The organism is Mucilaginibacter sp., assembly GCF_035492695.1.
In the GTDB taxonomy this organism is placed as follows: domain Bacteria; phylum Bacteroidota; class Bacteroidia; order Sphingobacteriales; family Sphingobacteriaceae; genus Mucilaginibacter.
Map to the genome: position 1 here is coordinate 146480 of NZ_DATJJC010000012.1, position 13282 is coordinate 159761.

At 46.0% G+C, this 13282-nt stretch carries 13 protein-coding genes; 12 read left to right on the top strand and 1 reads right to left on the bottom strand.

Translation table 11 applies throughout. The features are described 5' to 3' along the window. Nucleotides 1-15: 15 nt before the first annotated feature. A complete protein-coding gene (gene glgP / locus VL525_RS07410; RefSeq protein WP_325384945.1) occupies nt 16-1665 on the top strand; it encodes an alpha-glucan family phosphorylase in 1650 nt (549 codons plus the stop codon). A gap of 363 nt (nt 1666-2028) precedes the next feature. Here glgP and VL525_RS07415 read toward each other — a convergent pair whose 3' ends face one another. Then, nucleotides 2029-2958: an alpha/beta hydrolase gene (locus tag VL525_RS07415; RefSeq protein ID WP_325384947.1), complete on the bottom strand. Its 930-nt coding sequence runs from the start codon at nt 2956-2958 to the stop codon at nt 2029-2031. Between the two features lie 119 nt (nt 2959-3077). Here VL525_RS07415 and acpS point away from each other — a divergent pair, with 119 nt between their 5' ends. The 11 genes from acpS to VL525_RS07470 all read left to right on the top strand — a co-directional run bounded on the left by acpS (nt 3078) and on the right by VL525_RS07470 (nt 13270). Next, entirely contained in the window at nt 3078-3455 is a 378-nt protein-coding gene (gene acpS, locus VL525_RS07420) for a holo-ACP synthase (protein WP_325384949.1), read from the top strand. Further along, nucleotides 3452-4741, top strand: coding sequence for a phenylacetate--CoA ligase family protein (locus tag VL525_RS07425; protein WP_325384951.1), 1290 nt, complete (start codon nt 3452-3454; stop codon nt 4739-4741). The genes acpS and VL525_RS07425 overlap by 4 nt, the downstream gene beginning before the upstream one ends. A 163-nt stretch (nt 4742-4904) precedes the next feature. Further along, entirely contained in the window at nt 4905-6452 is a 1548-nt protein-coding gene (locus VL525_RS07430) for an aromatic amino acid ammonia-lyase (RefSeq protein WP_325384953.1), read from the top strand. Continuing rightward, entirely contained in the window at nt 6449-7168 is a 720-nt protein-coding gene (gene fabG, locus VL525_RS07435) for a 3-oxoacyl-ACP reductase FabG (protein ID WP_325384955.1), read from the top strand. Before VL525_RS07430 ends, fabG begins: the two co-directional genes overlap by 4 nt. 1 nt (nt 7169) lies before the next feature. Next, a complete protein-coding gene (locus VL525_RS07440) occupies nt 7170-7592 on the top strand; it encodes a 3-hydroxyacyl-ACP dehydratase (RefSeq protein WP_325384957.1) in 423 nt (140 codons plus the stop codon). A 199-nt stretch (nt 7593-7791) separates the two neighbouring features. Then, nucleotides 7792-8898 carry a beta-ketoacyl synthase N-terminal-like domain-containing protein gene (locus tag VL525_RS07445; protein ID WP_325384959.1) on the top strand — a complete coding sequence of 369 codons (1107 nt, stop codon included), beginning with the start codon at nt 7792-7794 and terminating at the stop codon, nt 8896-8898. Between the two features lie 192 nt (nt 8899-9090). Then, nucleotides 9091-9546 (top strand): hypothetical protein, encoded by a 456-nt coding sequence (locus tag VL525_RS07450; protein WP_325384961.1) that lies wholly within the window; start codon nt 9091-9093, stop codon nt 9544-9546. Continuing rightward, entirely contained in the window at nt 9546-10745 is a 1200-nt protein-coding gene (locus VL525_RS07455; protein WP_325384963.1) for a beta-ketoacyl-[acyl-carrier-protein] synthase family protein, read from the top strand. The genes VL525_RS07450 and VL525_RS07455 overlap by 1 nt, the downstream gene beginning before the upstream one ends. A 1-nt stretch (nt 10746) precedes the next feature. Then, entirely contained in the window at nt 10747-11802 is a 1056-nt protein-coding gene (locus tag VL525_RS07460) for a beta-ketoacyl synthase chain length factor (RefSeq protein ID WP_325384965.1), read from the top strand. A gap of 9 nt (nt 11803-11811) precedes the next feature. Beyond that, nucleotides 11812-12186, top strand: coding sequence for a hypothetical protein (locus VL525_RS07465; RefSeq protein WP_325384967.1), 375 nt, complete (start codon nt 11812-11814; stop codon nt 12184-12186). A gap of 58 nt (nt 12187-12244) precedes the next feature. Next, a complete protein-coding gene (locus VL525_RS07470) occupies nt 12245-13270 on the top strand; it encodes a M64 family metallopeptidase (RefSeq protein WP_325384969.1) in 1026 nt (341 codons plus the stop codon). Nucleotides 13271-13282 lie beyond the last annotated feature (12 nt).

The following is a 13282-nucleotide window of genomic DNA, read 5'->3' on the forward strand; positions in this document are numbered from 1 at the left end:
ATTATTTAATTCAATATGACAAAAGAAGAGATATTCGGCTATACTCCCGACCCAAAATATAACAAAGCAGTTGCTTACTTCAGCATGGAATTTGCGATTGACCAGGCGTTGAAAATATACAGCGGCGGTCTTGGTTTCCTGGCTGGTTCACACATGCGCAGCGCCTACGAACTGAAACAAAATGTAATTGGCATCGGTATGCTGTGGAAATATGGTTACTACGACCAGTTTCGCGACCTGAATGCCGAAATGAAACCAATGTTTGTGGAAAAGGGATATTCTTTCCTTAAAGACACGGGCATTATGTTTACCGTGCCCGTGCACGATTCGCAGGTGCATGTCAGGGCATACCTGCTGCAGCCATCAACGTTTGGTTCGGCGCCAATTTTTTTGCTGACAACCAACCTGAATGAAAACGACGAACAATCGCGCTCGATCAGCTATAAATTATACGATTCAAACGAGGCTACACGTATCGCGCAGTCGATCATACTCGGAATAGGCGGCGCCATGCTGATCGATAAGCTTGGATTGAACATTGATATTTATCACATGAACGAAGGGCACTCGCTTCCTTTGAATTTTTATCTCTATTCGAAATATCAAAGCCTGGCGGAGGTAAAAAAGAGGGTTATATTCACCACGCATACGCCCGAAGCTGCCGGTAACGAGGAGCACCGGTACGCCCTGCTGAAAGAAATGTCTTTCTTTTACCATTTACAGGATCATGAAGTAAAGCACATCTTAAATCTTGAGGGTGATTCGCTCAACTATACCGTTGCTGCGTTAAAATTTGCCAAAAAAGCTAACGGGGTTTCCAAAATGCACGCCGAGGTGGCGCGCGAGATGTGGAAAGGTAATTCGGGCATTTGCGATATTGTTGACATTACCAACGCGCAGAACAAGACTTACTGGAAGGATGATGAATTGGAAAAGGCATTGGCGAACAATGATGATAAGGCCATAACTACGCGGAAAAAGGAAATGAAACGCCAGTTTTTTAAAGTTGTTGCCGACCAATGCGGGAAAATATTTGACGAAAATGTGTTGACCATTGTGTGGGCCAGGCGTTTTGCCGGTTACAAAAGAGCCGACCTGATGATGCGCGATTGGGACAGGTTCATCAAACTTGTGTTTAATGCTGACTATCCTGTGCAGGTAATTTGGGCGGGCAAGCCCTACCCCGAGGATTATGGCGCAATAGAACAATTTAACCAGATCATACGGCGTGCCCGTCCCTTAGCCAACTGTGCGGTGCTCACAGGGTATGAACTGGCGCTTTCGGCGCTTGCAAAAAAGGGTTCGGACGTATGGTTGAACAATCCGCGCATGTATCGCGAAGCGTCGGGTACCAGCGGTATGACGGCTGCCTTTAACGGCAGTATCAATCTTTCGTTACCAGACGGTTGGGTGCCGGAATTTGCCAAAGACGGAAAGAATAGTTTTGTTATCGCACCAGCCGATAGTAACCTTTCCAACGACGAGAAAGACCACAAGGAAGCCGAAAGTTTGATGGATACCCTGGAAAATACGATCCTGCCTATGTATTATAACGACCAAAAGAAGTGGTTGTCTATTATTAAAACGGCAGCTACAGACGTTGCCCCGGCATTTGACTCGGGCCGGATGGCTGATGAATATTATAACATAATGTATAACGCATAAAATAAAAATGCCCTCCGGTGCGAGGGCATTTTTATTTACATCATGGATGCGGTGGCGGTGCCGGCGGCCTGGGTGGTGGCGGCGGCAATTTCACATGCAATTTATGAATATGAGGTTTCCGTATATGCAATCTCGGGTGCCTTGGATGGCGCGGAGGCCTTGGCGGCGGTGGCGGGGCGTGCCTGGGTGGAAGCTGTGATACCCTTAGCCGTAGTCCGGGTTCGGCCTGTGCCATGGACAAACAGCCAATAAACAACGCTGTCACGATGGTAAGTCTGATCAATTTCATTATCTGCGATTATTGTTGGTTAACAAGTATACTCATAACTCCTGAGCTTTTATAATGTTTGGGATGCGCTGTTGCTACCTGCTTATTACGTTTTCATATAGGAAATCAGCGGCAAACTGCCCGGCTTCACGCCACCGTTTCTTTGTTCCATCCGGGCTCCTGAAAAACGGGTTGAAATATCTCTGTAATTCGTGCGAGTAACCCTTGTACACTTTTAATGCATTTGGCAAGTGTAGAGAGTCGGCACGGTTATGAATATCTATGCCCCCGTATAGCGGAGCGCTTTTATGTGTTGGGGGCACCAGCGAATCATCGCTACCCAAAACGCTTACTATTGGCGTATGTGCATTTTTAAGCCAGTCAAGGTTAAATATCGCTCCCCAAAAATTGACTACGCCCGCTATACCGGGCAATTCAGCATTACCGGCATTCTCCGTGGTATCAGGCACTTTGGCCATTCCGCCAAAAGCCTTATCGGTAGCAAATGCCGCCTGCAAAGCAATAATTCCGCCCGCCGAATTACCGGCCAGGATGATCTTATCCGGGTTGATACCATAGCGTAAATGATTTTTCCTAAAAAATTCCACAGCCTTTTTAGCGTCCATCACTGCGTAATAAGAACTGGTGAGCAACTGGTCGAAGTGAAACACAGGATTTCGTTTACTTAAACGATAATTAATAGCCACGCATACATAACCGCGCCGGGCAAATGAGGCACACCAGATTTTCATGCTTTTTGCCTCTTTGCTTCCGTATTTAAATCCGCCGCCATGCATCCAAATGATGAGCGGGCGGTCAATTGCCGAATCGGCCTTGGGCTGGTAAAGATCAAAGGCGTGCGCATTCTTTTTGTTAGAAACAAGGTCGCCATCGTAGACCAAATTTTTCTCGATGGTGATATCGGGAAAAACAATATCCTTGTACCGGTAGCCATTGCCGGTTTGCGCTACTGCTGAAAAAAATGGCAAAAAAACGAATGAGAATAATATAAAATACTTACGCATAACGGAATAATATACGATACAATTGGTAAATATGGATGTTCGGGAACTATTGAATTCAATAGTCATTTGCGTTTTTTATTACATTTGAAAAATAGCCAAACTAAACAAAAAGCCCGGACATGATATTAGGTGTAGGTATAGATATGGCTGAAGTGGAGCGTATAGCAGCCAGTATCAGCAAGGAAAGCGGGTTCAGGGAATTGGTGTTTTCGGAAGCTGAAATTGCTTACTGTGAGTCAAAGACACAAAAATTCGAGCATTACGCTGCCCGGTTTGCTGCCAAAGAAGCTTTCTTTAAGGCACTGGGGACAGGTTGGGCGGATAACACGAGCTTTAACGAAGTTGAAATAATAAATACAGCAAACGGGAAACCCGAAATAAATTTGACAGGCCTGACGTTTGAAACGATCGGCAAAGCGGGAGAGCTGAGATTCTCAGTTTCATTAACGCATACCAAAACAATGGCATCGGCTATCGTGATTATAGAAAAGCAATGACAGTAATACAGGAAAAACAAAAGTACGCTGGCACGTCAACAGCAATGCAGGAAGAGAGACTGCGGGAGCTGGTGCAATATGTTGCGGCCAATTCGCCATTCTACCGCGAGTTATTTGCCAAACATAATATTGACGCCGCCGGTATTAATACGCTTGATGATCTTTACAAGGTCCCTACAACGGAAAAGGACGATATTCAGAAACGGAATAATGATTTTCTATGCGTTCCGCCGGGCAAAGTGGTTGAATATACTTCTACGTCCGGAACACTGGGCGGACCGGTCACCATTGCCCTGACAGAGAATGACCTGGTTCGTTTGGCCCATAACGAATACAACTCTTTCCTCTGTGCCGATGGTTCGGAGGATGACATTTACCAATTGATGCTTACGCTCGACAGGCAGTTTATGGCCGGCATTGCTTATTATTCCGGTATCCGGAAAATAGGCGCAGGCATCATCCGGCTTGGTCCGGGTGTGCCTGCCTTGCAATGGGAAACCATCAAGAGATTGAAACCGACGGCAATAGTTGCGGTTCCCTCCTTCATTTTAAAGCTGATCAATTTTGCAAAAGAGAATAATATCGATATTAATGCTTCGTCCGTCAAAAAAGCTATCTGTATAGGGGAGAATATCCGCAATACTGATTTTTCGCTGAATATGCTCGGCAAAAAGATCACCGAAGCTTGGGATATTCATTTATACTCCACCTATGCTTCCACCGAAATGCAGACAGCCTTTACGGAATGCAGTGAGGGCGCGGGCGGCCATTGCCAGCCCGATCTTGTTATTGTTGAGGTACTGGATGAGAATGACAAACAGGTTGAACCCGGTACGCCCGGCGAAGTTACCATTACGACCCTTGGCGTTGAAGGTATGCCCTTGCTGCGCTACAAAACCGGCGATATCTGCATGTATTTTGACGAACCCTGTGCGTGCGGCAGAACCACATTGCGCCTGTCACCCCTGATGGGCCGTAAGAAACAGATGATCAAATTCAAGGGGACCACTTTATATCCACCTGCTTTGTTTGACCTGCTTGCTGAGCGCGAAGAGATAATGGATTTCGTTGTTGAAGTGTATTCCAATGATATTGGTCTCGACCAGGTGTCGCTTTACCTTGTTCCGGCAGATAACAGTGAGGAATGCGACCACCGCATACGGGCATATTTGCAGGCGCGGTTACGTGTGAGTCCGCATATTAAATATGTCACTCCCGAGCAGATCCACAAAATGCAGTTTAACGAAGCAAGCCGCAAAGCGATAAAATTTATTGATAGAAGATAGTCCGAAAGTCCGCATAAGTCGGAAAGTCCGAAAGACGGCCCTATGCGAAACAAATAATCTCCTTGATTGTCATCTTTCGGACTTAAGCGAACTTTCGGACTTCCCGACTAATTTCCTACTTTAGCCCATTATTTTTAACCTCATAAAACATTATTTTTTGCCCATGATACGAATTGGACAAAGCACGCTTTCCCTCGAAGATTTTGCTGAACTGGTAGTTAAACACAAGGAGGTTGCTTTGGATAAGGCCGCTATGGATAAGGTAAAGGCCAATTTTGAATTCCTGAAAAAATTCTCGTCAAATAAGCTCATCTACGGTATCAATACCGGCTTCGGGCCAATGGCGCAATACAAAGTAAGCGAGGAGAATATCCTGCAGCTTCAATATAACCTCATACGCAGCCACTCATCCGGCAGCGGTAAACTGATGCCGCCACAATTGTCGCGGGCTTTGATGGTAGCCCGGCTAAACAGCTTTATGCAGGCTTATTCGGGTGTTCATAGCGAAGTGATCGAATTGTTGCAGGCCATGATCAATCATGACATTTGCCCCTGCATTTACGAACACGGCGGTGTAGGCGCCAGCGGCGATCTGGTACAATTGGCGCATTTAGGCCTGGTATTGATTGGCGAAGGCGAGGTGCAGTTTGAGGGAGGCGTTTACCCTACCATCGAAATATTCAACCGCTTTAATATCAAGCCACTTTCCATCCATATCCGGGAGGGGCTTGCGATAATCAATGGCACCTCAGCCATGACGGGTATCGGGCTGATCAATATTATACAGGCTAAGAAACTGCTAAACTGGGCGGTGCTGTTTTCTGCCATGATCAACGAAGTGGTACAGGCTTTTGACGACCATTATTCGCACGAGCTTAATATCGTTAAGCATCACAAAGGCCAGAATGCCGTGGCAACTACCATGCGTGATATTTTGAAGGACAGTAAAATGATCCGCGACCGCTCAGAACATTTATACAACCCGGATAACCTTGACCAGGAAGTGTTTGAAGATAAGGTACAGGAATATTATTCGCTGCGCTGCGTAACGCAAGTTTTGGGACCAATATACGATACTATTGCGCAGGCTGAAAATGTGCTGGTAAACGAGTTGAATTCGGTAAATGATAACCCGGTTATCGATCATGTGAATCATAACATTTTCCACGGCGGTAATTTCCATGGCGATTATGTATCGCTGGAAATGGATAAGCTGAAGATCGCTATTACCAAACTATCCATGCTTTGCGAGCGCCAGCTGAACTACCTGTTAAACAATAAACTGAACCAAAAGCTGCCGCCGTTTGTGAACCTGGGCGTATTGGGATTTAACTTCGGCATGCAGGGGATGCAATTTACAGCTACGTCTACAGTGGCAGAAAACCAGACGATGTCGTTCCCGATGTATGTGCACAGTATACCGAATAACAACGATAACCAGGATATTGTAAGCATGGGCTGTAATGCTGCACTGATGACCAAACGCGTTATCGACAACTCGTTTGAAGTGCTGGCGATACACCTGGTAACTATTTTACAAGCTATCGATTATATCGAATGCCACGACAGGCTGGCCTCGGTTTCCATGTCGTTATACGACCGTGTTCGCCCGATATTTCCCAAATTTGTGGAAGATAAGGCGCGCTATAAGGAAATGGCGCTGGTTAAGGATTTCCTCGAAAATTCAGATAATTTCATCTCAGTAAAATGAAATGCGCTTTAGTTACCGGCGGTTCAAGGGGTATTGGCCGGGCCATTTGCCTGCAATTGGCTGCCAGGGGCTATTATGTACTGGTTAACTATAAAAGCAATAAAGAGGAAGCTGAAAATACACTTGCACAAATAAACGGCAAAGGCGAATTACTGCAATTTGATGTAGCGGAACGGGAACAGATCCAACAGATATTAGGCGGCTGGATATCCGCCAATGAAGATAAGCCAATAGAAGTGCTGGTGAACAACGCCGGCATCCGCGATGATAGCCTGATGGCCTGGATGGGCGAGGAGCAATGGGACCACGTATTAAAAACTAACCTTGATAGTTTCTTCTATGTCACCCGCATCGTTTTAAACAGCATGCTCGCCCATAAATACGGGCGCATTATCAATATCGTATCTCTTTCGGGCATCAAAGGACTGGCCGGGCAAACCAATTATTCGGCTGCCAAGGCAGGGGTTATCGGCGCCACCAAGGCGCTGGCGCAGGAAGTTGCGCGGCAGGGCATTACTGTAAATGCGCTGGCCCCCGGTTTCATTAAAACAGACATGACCGAAGGCCTGGATGAAAAAGAATTGAAAGCCGTTATACCTGCCAAACGCTTCGGTCTGCCCGAAGAAGTTGCCCATGCCGCTGCGTTCTTCGCGTCGCCGGAGGCGGCTTATATTACCGGGCAGGTGTTATCGATCAACGGAGGGTTATATACCTGACATGACACTGCCGGTTGAAGATATTATCCCGTTAATTCCACAAAAGCCGCCGTTTGTGATGGTTGGTAAACTGCTCAGCAGTGATGAAAACCTGACCCGGAGCAGTTTTGTTATCCCGGCAAATAACGTATTTGTGAAGAATACATTTTTCCAGGAAGCCGGATTGATGGAAAACATCGCCCAAACTGCCGCCTTACGTGCAGGCTATATAGCACAGGCAGAAAATAAGCCTGTTGCCGTAGGGTATATAGGCGCGGTAAGCAAATTTGAAGTATTTGACCTGCCCAAAACAGGCGACGAAATTGTGACAGAGATCAGCATTCAAAACCAGGTATTTGACATTGCCGTACTTTCAGGAAAGGTTTGGCTGGGGGAAACGCTGATAGCTCAATGCGAAATGAAAGTGTTCAGCAAAAATGAATAAGTTTTTCTGTATCTGTTCCGCTTCTTTGAAGGCGATTTTTGGCTAAAGCCAGATTTTTGATTCTTCTTAACCCCGCCCTAAAGGGCAGGGCTATGATAACAGATCGGACTTCATTGCCGTCCCATTTATGAGACGGATTAAAAGTGAACAACATTCGGCTTTAGCCAAAATAAGAAAATACTGCTGGAAAAATAGAGATATGATTAAAACGGATGTATTTGTAGTTGCCGATAATGTCTATACCCCTTTGGGTAAAACTACCACGGAAAATTTTTCGAACCTGACGCAAAACCTGTCCGCTGTAAAGCGGCACGGGGATCATTGCGCTGCGTTTTTCGGTGATATGGATCTTAATGACGGTACAGCTTGTACCAAATTTGAGCAGTTGCTCATCGCTTCAATTGCTGATGCACTAAAGCAAGGCAATATTGATGCCGCCGATAGCCATACTGTGTTGATCGTATCCTCCACCAAGGGAAATATCAGCTTGCTGGAAACGGAAGAAAATAGTCCCGGTTTACAAGAACGAATTGCTTTATCTACTTCAGCGAAATTGGTAGCAGCACATTTTGGTTTTGTTAATCAACCCGTCGTTATTTCCAATGCCTGTGTTTCAGGCGTAGTGGCTATTATTACCGCTATGCGGTTACTTCGTACCGGGCAATATGAAACCGCTGTGGTTGTGGGAGCCGATGTTATTTCAGAATTTGTATTGTCAGGTTTCCGGTCCTTCCAGGCATTAAGTGCGGAGGTATGCAGGCCATTTGACAAATCGCGTGATGGTTTGAATTTAGGTGAAGGAGCGGCGACGATGATACTATCGTCTCATGAAAAGTATGCCGGCAGTATTAAAGTATTGGGTGGCGGTATAAGTAATGACGCCAATCACATCTCGGGCCCGTCGCGTACGGGCGAGGAACTGGCTTACGCCATAAACAGATCATTAATGGATGCAGGGCTTACCGCCGGGGATATTGAATTTATTTCGGCCCATGGTACGGCTACGCTGTATAACGATGAAATGGAAGCCAACGCTATCGGCTTATCGGAACTGCAGCATGTGCCATTGAATAGCCTGAAAGGTTATTACGGTCATACTTTGGGTGCGGCCGGGTTGATCGAATCCATTATATCTATCCGGTCTATGAAAGAGGGTCTGTTCCTACCTACTCCAGGGTTCAACGAATTGGGTGTTACGCAAACGGTAAATGTCTGCTCCTCACAGCTGAATATTTCAGCTGAAAATATTCTCAAAACAGCATCGGGCTTCGGCGGTTGTAATGCTGCCGTGGTTTTTGGCAAATAATCGATTATTTTTGCGGCTAAGGTAAAGAACACATTGTCCGGAATTTTATATACAACAGCAAGCTGTACCATCAGCAATGCAACCGTTTTCAGGAATGGTGAATCCCTTTTTGAATGCGACGGGCTTGATATGTCCGCGTTTTTACTTTCAATTTACCAACGCTTCCAAATCAATTATCCTAAATTTTATAAGATGGATAATTTGAGCAAGCTGGGCTGGCTGGCAGCGGAGGTGTTACTGAAGGATTTTAAAAAAGATCGCTATAAGCCGGAAGAAGTGGGCTTGGTATTGGCAAACAGAAACTCGAGCCTGGACGATGATATTAAATATTGGGAGTCGGCAAAGGAAGTCGCAAGTCCGTCTTTATTCGTATATACTTTGCCTAATATTGTGATCGGCGAGATATGCATCCGCAATCATTTTAAGGGTGAACATACTTTTTATATACAGGAGCAGTTTGACGCCGATTTTATAGCGAAGCAGGTAAATTACCTGTTGGGTAATAATATTTTACAGGCTTGTATTTGTGGCTGGGTAGATGTGCTGGGTGAAGAATACAAGGCGGTTTTATATTTGGTGGAAAAGGAAGGCGGCCGATCGGCCATCGAATTTTCTGCTGAAAACATGACTAAGATCTTTTTATCATAATGAGTTCAACAGTTTATATAGCAGGTGCAGGGGTTATTTCGGCTATCGGGAATAACGTGGCGGAGCATTTGACCGCTTTTGAGCGAGAAGAGGCGGGGATGGGTGATATTACCATGCTTAATACCATTCACAAAGGCGAATTGCCCGTTGCTGAAGTAAAGCTGACCGATGCTGAAATGGTTGCCATGACCGGCCTGACCACGCACAACAGCCGCACCACCCTATTGAGCCTGGTAGCGGCTAAAGAAGCTTTGGCGGATGCAGGTATTCCTGATCTGAATTCATTGCGTGTTGGCTTTGTTTCGGCAAATACAGTGGGCGGTATGGACAAAAGCGAGGATTTCTTTATCGACTTCCTGGCGGATAATAACAAGGGTAAACTTCGGAATGTATTCGATCACGAATGCGGCAGCATGACCGAGATCGTAGCCGACCAGTTGGGTATCCGTGATTTCATGACAACTATCAGCACCGCTTGTTCGTCATCTGCAAACGCTATATTTTATGCCGCAAGGCTTATTAAAAATGAGGTGCTGGATGTCGTGATTGCCGGCGGGGCCGATGCGCTCACCAAATTTACCCTTAATGGTTTTAATACGCTGATGATATTGGATAAGCAGTTTTGCAAGCCATTTGACGAGCACCGTGAGGGGTTGAATTTGGGAGAAGGCGCCGGATACCTTGTATTGGTTTCGGATAAGGTGATGAGAGCCTTGAACAAGGAGCCTTATGGAGTAATAAGCGGATACAATAACAGCAACGACGCCTATCACCAAACGGCCTCGTCGCCTGATGGTACGGGATCGTACCTGGCTATGAAGGGGGCATTGGCAAAGGCAGGGCTGCAACCGTCGGATATCAGTTACATCAACCTGCATGGCACGGGAACACCTAATAACGACAGCGCGGAAGGCACAGCTATCAAGCGCCTGTTCGACCCGCATTATCCGCCGATGAGTTCGACCAAATCCTATACCGGGCACACGCTTGGGGCAAGTGGTGGAATCGAAGCAGTGTTTTCGGTGTTGGCTATCAGGCATGGCATCATCTATCCAAACCTGCGTTTTGAAACGCAAATGAGCGAGCTGCCCTTTGCACCGGAAACAGAATTTTTGAGCGGGCAAAACATTAAAAACGTTATGTCCAACTCGTTTGGATTTGGTGGTAATTGTACATCGTTAATATTTTCGCAGGCATAATATGAAAGTATTTATCCGGTCGGCCGCCGCCATATCTGCACAAAACACCTTTCGTAACGAAGGCTTCCTGGATGATCCTGTGGAGCACACCGGCACACGCCTGCCTATTATCGAGCCTGACTATAAAGAATACATCGATCCCAAACTGATACGGCGCATGAGCCACGTGATCAAAAGAGGGGTTGCAGCTGCCAGAGAATGCCTGAACGAGGCCGATATCGAAATGCCGGGTGCTGTAATAACCGGAACGGCTTTCGGCTGTATGGAAGATACTATTACTTTTTTAACCCGGATAGTTGAAGGCAACGAGGAGATGCTTCCGCCAACGGCATTTATTCAATCAACCCACAACACCGTTGCCGCGCAGATAGCCCTGATGCTGAAATGCCATGAATACAACAATACTTTTGTGCATAAGGGTATTTCTTTTGAAAGCGCACTTACCGACGCTATAATGCTGTTGAACGAAGGCGACGCCAATAACATATTGGTTGGCGGTACCGAAGAAATGGTAGATACCAGCTTTAAAGTGCTGACACGGCTCGGCCTGTACAAGCGGCACCCGGTTTCTAACCTCCAACTTTTTGAAGAGGAATCAAAGGGCACTATAGGCGGCGAGGGGGCTGCATTTTTCCTGCTTACCGATAAGCCATCTGCCGAAAATATGGCTACGTTGCTTGCCGTACAGGCATTCTATAAGCCGGATAACCTGCAAAAAACCATTAGGGCGTTCCTTGCTGCAAATAAACTTGGGCCAGAAGATATCGGCCTGCTGATCACAGGCAAAAACGGCGATATAAATAACGATTCGATCTACAAGGAACTATCAACCGGGTTATTTAAAAACAGCACCATCGCAAATTACAAGCATCTTTGCGGCGAGTACCCGGTATCGACATCATTTGCCTTATGGCTGGCGGCAAATATTTCGAAAAAAGGGGTTATTCCCAGGGTGGTTTTAGAAAGAAAGGCGGGCGATGGCGCTCCTAAAAATATTCTCATTTATAATCACTATCAAAACAAGTATCATTCGCTGATACTTGTTTCTGCTGTTTAATGCTGCACGATGGACGCTTCAGGCAACGATATTTTCCGTGCCCTTCAAACCGAACACAAAGAAGGCAAAGTGCTGGCTGACATTTCCGTCAACCCCAATAGCCCGATATTGAAAGGGCACTTCCCGGGTCACCCTGTCGTGCCGGGCGCCTGTATGCTGCAGGTCGTAAAAGAAGTTTTGGAAAGAGCGCTGGACAGGACACTCCGACTAAAGAAGGCCGACCATTTGAAATTCGTATCGCTGATAGCAGCTGATAACCAACGCGTTGTGCAGCTTGAAATAACATACCGTTTTTTGGATGAGGACGCTGTCTTTCTCACATCCAGGTTATTCTCAGGAGAGAATTTATATTTTAAATTGCAATGTACTTTCGTAAAAATGTAGCTATCTTGTTTCATATTAAGCAATTACCTGTAATCCTGATTAAACGTAAACGATTAAAATGAGACAATGCCTTATCGTTGGTTGCATTGGCCTGATGGTGGCTTTCTTTTCGTGCCAGAAAAAGCCAGTTAAAACCGAGCCTAAACCCCTTGTTTATCATACTGACGGAGAGGTAAAAAAATTGCACGACAATGACCCCAATGGTGTTAACATGGTTATTGTGGGCGATGCTTTTATAAAAGACGACCTTGATACCGGCGGGTATTACGACCAACAGGTTAAGATGCTGGTTGATTATTTTTTTAGTGTGCCGCCTTATAAACAAAATAAGGAACATTTTAATGTTTATGTAGTCTATACGCAATCTAATAAGCGGGGTGCGTCCCAGGGGTATCATCCTGACGATACCTCCACGAGGTTAAAGTCTTATTTTTCGACAGATGTCACCCGCCTGCTCCAGGTAGGGGATTACGCGACTTGCTATAAATATGTCCAGAATGCCGTTCCGCTTTACGCAGCTAATATGATGGTAGTACTGGTGAATGATAAGACTTATGGTGGGTCGGGTGGGGATTTAGCCGTAGTATCCACCAATGAGCTTTCAAAATATATCATGATCCACGAGATCGGCCATTCCTTCGGCGGTTTGGCCGACGAATATATCGATGCCCAGGAAGCTGCTTTTACAACAGCCTCTGATGCTCAATTTTTCCCGAATACGGATACAACGAATGACCCCACGAAGATAAAATGGGCGCAATATTTCCCGGTACATGCTTATAAAGGGATCGTCGGCGCTTATGCCGGCGGGTATTACCGGGCAACGGGCGTTTATCGCCCCGAGCTTTACAGCGTAATGGCCGACCTGGGCCATCCCAATTACAATGCACCCAGCAGGGAAGCGATAAGCCGCCAGATAGATGCCATCCTGAATGTCCCTTTTGATTTTAACGCCTTTTTGAAAACCGACAGTTCGTCGGCTCTTGCAACTGTACTGGGAATTGGACCAATGCGCCCCCCAATGCATGATTTTATCGGCAGAAAAGACAGGATAATGAGGATGAAAAAGAATAAAAAGCAATAAAGGCCGGCCCGT

What these genes read in the sequence shown, in the direction of transcription:
- VL525_RS07470 (WP_325384969.1), top strand. Translation starts at nt 12,245, where the DNA reads ATGAGACAATGCCTTATCGTTGGTTGCATTGGCCTGATGGTGGCTTTC.
- acpS (WP_325384949.1), top strand. Translation starts at nt 3,078, where the DNA reads ATGATATTAGGTGTAGGTATAGATATGGCTGAAGTGGAGCGTATAGCA.
- VL525_RS07430 (WP_325384953.1), top strand. Translation starts at nt 4,905, where the DNA reads ATGATACGAATTGGACAAAGCACGCTTTCCCTCGAAGATTTTGCTGAA.
- VL525_RS07425 (WP_325384951.1), top strand. Translation starts at nt 3,452, where the DNA reads ATGACAGTAATACAGGAAAAACAAAAGTACGCTGGCACGTCAACAGCA.
- VL525_RS07450 (WP_325384961.1), top strand. Translation starts at nt 9,091, where the DNA reads ATGGATAATTTGAGCAAGCTGGGCTGGCTGGCAGCGGAGGTGTTACTG.
- VL525_RS07455 (WP_325384963.1), top strand. Translation starts at nt 9,546, where the DNA reads ATGAGTTCAACAGTTTATATAGCAGGTGCAGGGGTTATTTCGGCTATC.
- VL525_RS07440 (WP_325384957.1), top strand. Translation starts at nt 7,170, where the DNA reads ATGACACTGCCGGTTGAAGATATTATCCCGTTAATTCCACAAAAGCCG.
- VL525_RS07445 (WP_325384959.1), top strand. Translation starts at nt 7,792, where the DNA reads ATGATTAAAACGGATGTATTTGTAGTTGCCGATAATGTCTATACCCCT.
- VL525_RS07460 (WP_325384965.1), top strand. Translation starts at nt 10,747, where the DNA reads ATGAAAGTATTTATCCGGTCGGCCGCCGCCATATCTGCACAAAACACC.
- VL525_RS07415 (WP_325384947.1), bottom strand. Translation starts at nt 2,958, where the DNA reads ATGCGTAAGTATTTTATATTATTCTCATTCGTTTTTTTGCCATTTTTT.
- fabG (WP_325384955.1), top strand. Translation starts at nt 6,449, where the DNA reads ATGAAATGCGCTTTAGTTACCGGCGGTTCAAGGGGTATTGGCCGGGCC.
- glgP (WP_325384945.1), top strand. Translation starts at nt 16, where the DNA reads ATGACAAAAGAAGAGATATTCGGCTATACTCCCGACCCAAAATATAAC.
- VL525_RS07465 (WP_325384967.1), top strand. Translation starts at nt 11,812, where the DNA reads ATGGACGCTTCAGGCAACGATATTTTCCGTGCCCTTCAAACCGAACAC.